The 6400-nt window shown below is 58.3% G+C and carries 3 protein-coding genes; all 3 read right to left on the bottom strand.

Annotated elements, in window-relative coordinates:
* On the bottom strand, positions 1-199 hold a 199-nt coding region (locus LKE08_RS17605; protein WP_324705555.1), incomplete at its 3' end, for a hypothetical protein.
* 45 nt (positions 200-244) lie between these two features.
* Entirely contained in the window at positions 245-2251 is a 2007-nt protein-coding gene (locus LKE08_RS17610; protein WP_324705556.1) for an FAD-dependent oxidoreductase, read from the bottom strand.
* Positions 2252-2450: 199 nt separating this feature from the next.
* A partial coding sequence (locus LKE08_RS17615) for an Ig-like domain-containing protein (RefSeq protein WP_324705557.1) occupies positions 2451-6400 on the bottom strand: 3950 nt, incomplete at its 5' end.

Below are 6400 nucleotides of genomic sequence, written 5' to 3' on the forward strand. Positions count from 1 at the left end.
CATTGACAGTTTCCCCGATCGCTAAACCCAATTCATCCGCATCTAGGGGGTCGGGATCGACAAGAGTTGAACCCCCCGACCAATCCAATATAAAATCATCGCCCTCATCGGCAAAATCCGTGACCACTCCTGTTACTGTTGTTCCCGCTTGAATCTCTGTCATCTCTTGATTCTGCCTTCTTGAACTCGATACTGTCACTTTAAACAGGAAAAATGACAGGAAGATGACAGAAAATAGTCGCCCCTACTGCCACTCCTCCCAAGAATTGTTAAAAATCGAAGTCTTGGGAAACGCGATCGGATTGTTGTTTTGTTCCAAAATCCACTGCAACTCCTCCAAAAGCGGTTCCCGCCGCGGCAACTCATCCACCAATTCATAGGGAAAAATATCGCGATCGCCCGCAAAAACCGCCGCCGTCCCCGCCGCCGCCCCCGAGGACCATTCAAACGAGTGCACCCGATACGCCGCCGCCGCGATATGGCTGGTGGCGATACTCTTCCCCGCCACCAACAAATTGTCGATTTCCTGGGGAATCATCGCCCGCAGCGGAATTTGGAACGGATACGCCGCCCCCTGTCCCAGGCGTTCCCCCTCCCGTTCCGTATTTCCCGGCGTTTCCGGGGGACTCAGCGTCATGCAGGGGTGAAAGTCGATCGCATAATGTCCGATCCCCACCGTATCCGGGTAAATCGTCGATCGCGATCGCCTCCCAATCTCCTCCGGCGTCAGATTTTCCGCCACCATCTCCGGCAACTCCAACCCCGCCAACGCCATCCACAATTCCCGATACTCCTGAGACGAGAAATTTTCCCGGTAAAAATCCTTGCCGAAATCATTGCGAGAAATGTCCGTTTCCCACACCGTAAACCCCTCCGGCTGGCCGTAAGACGGGCGTCCGATAATCCGCCTCGCTTCCCTCATGTAGGGAAACTTGGACAGTCCGTGAACCGTCCCCATCGGCGAGTCCAACCCCTGCAAAAAGCGGTGATCCGGGTGGGGTTCCTTGAACCCGTCCCCCAGTTGGGAATCCGTGGTCCCCTCCACCAGCCAATAGAAAAACCCCACGGCGTTCTCTTCCCCCCTTGCCAGCGTCTCCACCCGCACGCCGCCCATCCAACCTCCGGGGTCTAGCTGCCCCGTGGCGGCCAGTTGTCGGGGCGTCAGGATTGCATTGTCCTCCGCCGTGCCGGGGCGGTAATCGTTGCCCCAGGTCCAGTTTTGCATCGAGATGTCCCCCGGAATGATATCCCATTGGCGGGGATTGGGGGAAAAGGGACCCTCGGGCTGTTCGCTGTGGATGCGGCGGTAGGTGTAAACCAGGGTGAAATTGGCCAGCCGTTCCAACTCATAGCTGTAGTAGGGGGCATAGCGATCGTAAAATGCGGGCAACTCGTGGGGTTTGGGTCCCGGCAGGGCCTCCATCGCGAAGGTGTAGGTGAAACCCTGGGTACAATAGGGGTCGCCCGTTTCGCTGGAGGAGGTGGGTTCGAGGGGGGTGCGGGCGTCGATGCCCAGGCGGTGGGGAATATTCGTCATGCCGATAATTTCCCCGGTTTCCGTCGCTTCGATAACGTACCAGTCGGCGGCTTGGCGGCCCGAGTTGGCGGGGACAAATTCGATAATCGTCTTGTCGAAACGGTCCGAGTCCTCGAAGCGGTAGGCGTCCTCGATGACTCGGGAGAGGGGTTCGGTGTTGAGGGGCGGCGTACCCGGCGCCGGTTGGTGTTGAATGGCGATCGCGCCGACGATTTGGCGGTCCTCAATTTCCAGAGATTTCGGCACCGTATTGGGAAACCATTTTAAAGTACCATTTCCCCGTTTTGCCGCCTCTTGCAACATTTCCAATAAAATGGCGTGGCCGTCGTCGGGGCGGAAGCAGGATTCACTCACCCAGCAGGCGCCGGGGTTGAGGATGCCGTATTTTTCCTCGATGCGATCGCGCAATTCCAGATAACCGCGAGGATAAAATAAAAGCGATCGCTGCGTCGGCCGTTCGTCGAGGGCGGCAGTCCCCTGGGAGGAAATCTGACCCCCCACCCAGTCGGTGATATCCGTCACGCAAACCGTCCGCCCCTCCAGCAGTCCTTCGTAAGCCGCCGCCGTCCCCGCCAGTCCGCTGCCGAAGACCAAAAGATCGCAACTTTCGCGGCGATCGGGTTCGGGAATGATATCATTTTGTGCGATCGTCGGGACGGCCCAAAATAGGGAAAAACTGCCGAGAATGAGACGGGCGAAAAATCTGCGGTTCAAAGTGACAATCTCCAACGTGCTATATGAATGGCAACCCTATAAGGTTGCCCCCACGGAAGGGCGGTCAAACAAGCGGATCTGATATGAATCGAGAATCGGGAAAGGGCGAATGCCATTCGCCCCTACAATTAATCCCAATTCTTCCACAGATCACCCGTCAATTAAATCTGCGTCAATCTGCGTAATCTGCGGATCGATATTACAAGAATCCTGACAACTCCAAAGCATCCGAATTGACCCCCTCAAAAATAGCCAATTGCTGGCCGTCGAAAGAGACAATAACATCGGCGCCGTCTTGAGTCATCTGCACCTGTTCCCGAGTCAACCCGCCTTCGAGGGCGATGAAATCGACACCCACCTGAAAATCGGTGATCCGGTCCAAACCCGGATTGACGGCGAGGACGAAGCGATCGCTCCCTTCCCCACCCGTGAGGGTATCATTGCCGTCGCCCCCAAACAAGATATCATCGCCCATCTCACCCAACACCAGGTCATCCCCCTCGCAACCGCTGAGGCTGTCGCCGTCCTTGCCGCCGTGGAGAATATCGTTTCCTTCATTACCGCAGAGGGTATCCCGGCCTTCATCCCCATACATCAGGTCATCGCCGGCCCCGCCGGCCATCCGATCCTGCTGTCCCTCGGCGCCGACAGCGGGGGAGTTGCCATCCTCAGCATGGTCGCCCCGCAGGGTATCGTTGCCGTCCCCACCGCAGAGGGTATCATTGCCTTTATCCCCCAACAGGAAATCATTTCCGCGATCGCCAAACAGGATATCATCATCCTGCCCCCCGTTCATCTCGTCGTCATCATCTCCCCCGACGAGGGTATCGTCGCCTTCGTTGCCATTGATAACATCATTTCCGGCCCCCCCGAACAGGAGATCCCGTCCGCCGACATCCCGGGGTTCCTGGTCGAGGTCGTTGCTAGTCCCGCCGAGGAGGGTATCATCACCCTGTTCGCCGACAAGGGTATCATTACCCTTTTCGCCAAAAATGTAGTCATTATCTTTGCCCCCGTGGGCGCGATCATTTCCGTCCCCGCCGTGGAGGGTATCCCGGCCCAAATTCCCCACCAGCCAATCATCGCCCTCGTCGCCGAACAACAGATCGCGATCGCCAGTATCGCCCAGAGGTTGCGGACCGCTCGGGCCACCGATCAGGGTATCGTTATCCTCCTCGCCATAGAGGGTATCGTCCCCTTCGTCCCCGAAGAGGAGATCGTCCTGCCGGCCCCCGTGGAGAGCATCCTCACCGGACTCACCCACCAAAGTATCATTCTGCTGGTTGCCGAACATAGAATCATTGCCCGAACCGCCCCAGAGGTAATCCAGTCCGTCCATATCTTCAACGGTGGTATTGGTCGTCCCGCCGAGGATGGTATCGTCCCCCTCATCGCCGATGAGAGTGTCGTCCCCCTGTTCGCCCAGAACCCAATCATTGTCCTTACCGCCGTGTATGCGATCGCTTCCTTCGCCTCCGTGGAGGGTGTCTCGACCCAGATTTCCAGCCAGTAAATCGTCGCCCTCGTTGCCGTAGATGACATCATTATCGCTCTCATCCTCCCCGAGAGGTTCGGAACCGCTCGGGCCGCCGATCACCGTATCGTTGCCCGTATCTCCCTTCAGGTCGTCATTTCCCGTCCCGTCGAACATCAGGTCGTCGCCGGAACCGCCGAAGGCCTCGTCGTCCCCGCCGCCGGGAAGGAGGGTATCGTTGCCCCCGAAAGCTTCAAAAAACTCGTTTTCGTCGCTTCCGATTAACTGATCGTCATTTTCCGTCCCTTCCGAATCACCATTCGACACATCGGGAAGTTCCGGGAAAGCGATCGCATCCAGAATCGGATGAACCGGGAGAGTAATCGGGTCAATTTGGGGAGACGGCGGACATTCGCAGCAAACCTCCAAGGGCACCGGACTATCATCCCGGAAATCCGGTTCGATAACAGGTTCTTCCGGTTCGATGACAGGAGGTTCAGTCACGACAAAAGCCGGAAAAACAACAGTCGGCTGTTCAAAAATCTCCTCAACCTCCACGGTAACGGCCGCCGTATCCGTTCCGCCGTTATTGTCGGTGACGGTGTAATTGAAGGTATCCGTACCGCTAAAATCGGGGGCGGGAGTGTAAATCAAGGTATCGCCATCCTGGGTGACGCTTCCCTCATTGGCGGACACCGCATCGAAACGGTCGATGCTGAGGACATCCCCATCCGGGTCGCTGTCGTTGTCGAGAACCGCGATGGTGACGGGTTCTCCGGCGATCGTCCCGGTCTTGTCATCCTCGGCGTCGGGCATCGCGTTGAACTCCCGGAAATCGGGGATGCCGTCCCCGTCGGTGTCAGGAATTTCCCCCGGTTGACCGATATCCCCGAACCCGTCGCTGCGGTCTACCACATCGGGAATGCCATCATTGTCAGTGTCCGCGTCATTGATGCGGCCATCCCCATCCGGATCTTCAAACCCCGCCTCCACGATATCCTGAAAACCGTCATCGTCGCTGTCGAGATCCTGATAATCGGCGGTTCCGTCCCCGTCGGTGTCGAGAGGCGGTTCGTCGCCACTGCTGCCGAATCCGTCAATATTGCCGTCATCCGCGTCCGGGATACCGTCCCCGTCCGTATCCGGTCCCGTGACGATGCCATCCCCCTCCGGGTCCTCCGAACCGCTTTCGACGATATCGTTGATGCCGTCATTATCGCTGTCGAGGTCGCGGTAGTCCGGAACGCCATCCCCATCCACATTGGGAACAGGTAGGGGAGTGCCACCATCGTCCGGATCGATCGCATCAGCTAATCCATCCCCATCCGTATCCACATCCGCCCCATCGAGGATACCATCTCCGTCCGCATCCGTGCCGCCCGCTTCCACCACGTCGCCGATACTGTCGTTGTCGCTGTCGAGATCTCGGAAGTCGGGAACGCCGTCACCATCCGTGTCGATCGCACTGTCGGCCACCCCGTCCCCGTCCAGGTCCGTCGTCCCCGATTCGGGGAACACTTCCACCGCATCAGCCAAACCGTTATCGCCAAAATCGTTAGTTAAATCGATCGTCCCGTCGCCGTCGGTGTCGAGGGCCGCGATTTGTTCTGGGGACAGTCCGCTTTCCTGGAAATCGGGGATGCCGTCGCTGTCGCTCTCGAAATCGATGCGATCGGGAATGCCGTCCCCATCGGTATCTCCCTCGCCTTCCTCCGCATCCAGAATAGCATCGTTGTCGTCGTCGAGATCTTCCGTATCCGGGATGCCGTCGCCGTCGGTGTCGAGGGGAGGATCGACGGCGGTGATATTGACGGTAGCGGTGGCCGTCTCGCTGTCACCCTCGCCGTCATTCACCGTGACTTCGACCGTGCGGGGGGTCGTGTCGGGGTCGTCGGAGGTATTATTATACTCGATCTGGGCGATCGCACTCTGATAGTCTTCCGGGGGAGCACTACCCGTCAAAGAAATCGTCCCCGTCGTCGGGTCGTACTCGCCGGCGGTGATGCCGTCCGGCAAGGGGCCCGCGACTCCCAAACTTTCCGCCTCACCGTCAGGGCGATTCGTCAGAGTGACCGTGGCACTTTCGATAATGGTATCATCCGGGTCGCCGACACTGATATCCGTATCCGCGATCGCGATCGGTTCCCCACCCTCAATAAATGTCGTTTCATAACCCGTCCCAGCCACACCGCTGCTATCGTCCCCGTCCAAATCCACAACTGGCGGGTCGTTCACCTCAGACTGGGTAATGGTGATATCGGTACCCCCCTCCACCGTCTCCGTCCCGTCGCTGACGGTGTAAGTAAACTCTCCCGGGTCCGCCGTCGGGTCAAAATCATCCGGCGCCCGATAAATCAACCCTTCCAATTCCTCGGGGGTGAGTTCGTCCCCCTCGGCCACCGGCGTCCCGTCCGCCTTGGTAACGGTTCCCACATTCGGCACTCCGGCGACAGTGATGGTGAGGTCATCTCCATCCGGGTCCGTGGGGGCTGAGAGTCCCAGAGGTGTCGAACCCCCTTCGTCGAGACTGATTTCGTTGTCGTCAGCTACAGGGGGGCTATTGGCATCTGTCGTCACCGTCACTGTAATATTGGCTGCGTTGGAAATGGCTCCGTCGTTGTCGGACACGGTATAACTGACGGGGGTGGCTTCTCCTATGAACCCCTCTTCGGGAG

Source organism: Lyngbya sp. CCY1209, assembly GCF_035615495.1.
Taxonomy (GTDB): domain Bacteria; phylum Cyanobacteriota; class Cyanobacteriia; order Cyanobacteriales; family Microcoleaceae; genus Limnospira.